This window comes from Actinomadura sp. 7K534 (genome assembly GCF_004348575.1).
GTDB classification, from domain to species: domain Bacteria; phylum Actinomycetota; class Actinomycetes; order Streptosporangiales; family Streptosporangiaceae; genus Spirillospora; species Spirillospora livida.
This window is the reverse complement of record NZ_SMKB01000533.1, coordinates 1-715: the sequence shown is the minus strand read 5'-3', so window position 1 is coordinate 715 and position 715 is coordinate 1. Positions and strand designations below refer to the sequence as shown.

The window sequence follows — 715 nt, the reverse complement described above, 5'->3', positions numbered from 1 at the left end:
GCGGGCCGGGGGCGTTCAGTTCCAGGTGGACGCCGAGCATGCGGATGACGAAGCAGGCCGCGACGGCGAGCAGGGCGGCGGGGAGCCCGTAGAGGTCCAGGCGGGTGGCCACGACCGTGATCGCGGCGGCGACGAAGGCCGGGATCGCGTAGAGGTCGCTGCGGAGCACCGAGGGGATCCGGCCGATGAGGACGTCGCGCATCGTGCCGCCGCCCACGCCGGTGACCACGCCCAGCAGCAGGGCGGGCCCGACGCCCAGGCCGTAGGCCAGTGCCTTGCTCGCGCCGATGACGGCGAACGTGCTCAGCCCGATCGCGTCCATCACCGTGATCGGCATCTCCAGCCGGTCCAGGATCCGGCTGAAGCCGAACGCGAGCAGGCCGCCGCCCGTGGCGAGCGCGAAGTAGCGCCAGTCGACGAACGTGGCGGGCGGGACCGCGCCGAGGATGACGTCCCGGATGACCCCGCCGCCCAGCGCGGTGATCATCCCGAGGCCGACGACGCCGACCACGTCCAGCCGGGTCGCGCGCACGGCCGTCAGCGCGCCGTTGAGGCCGAAGGCGAAGGTGCCGGCCAGGTCCAGCGCGAGCAGCAACGGCGGTACGGAGCCCATCCCGCCTTTCTACACGCTCGCCTCTCGGCTCAACGTTTACGTCACCCGCGTTGCGCCGGGGGCGGGGCCGGCGAGGTGCGGTGCGCCGTCTTCGACGCGCTC

1 protein-coding gene is annotated in these 715 nt (G+C 73.6%); it reads right to left on the bottom strand.

Going from position 1 to position 715, the window contains the following annotated elements; genetic code table 11:
- Positions 1–613 (bottom strand): TRIC cation channel family protein (locus E1266_RS37570; RefSeq protein ID WP_132055372.1); only part of this gene is annotated, 613 nt, incomplete at its 3' end.
- Positions 614–715 lie beyond the last annotated feature (102 nt).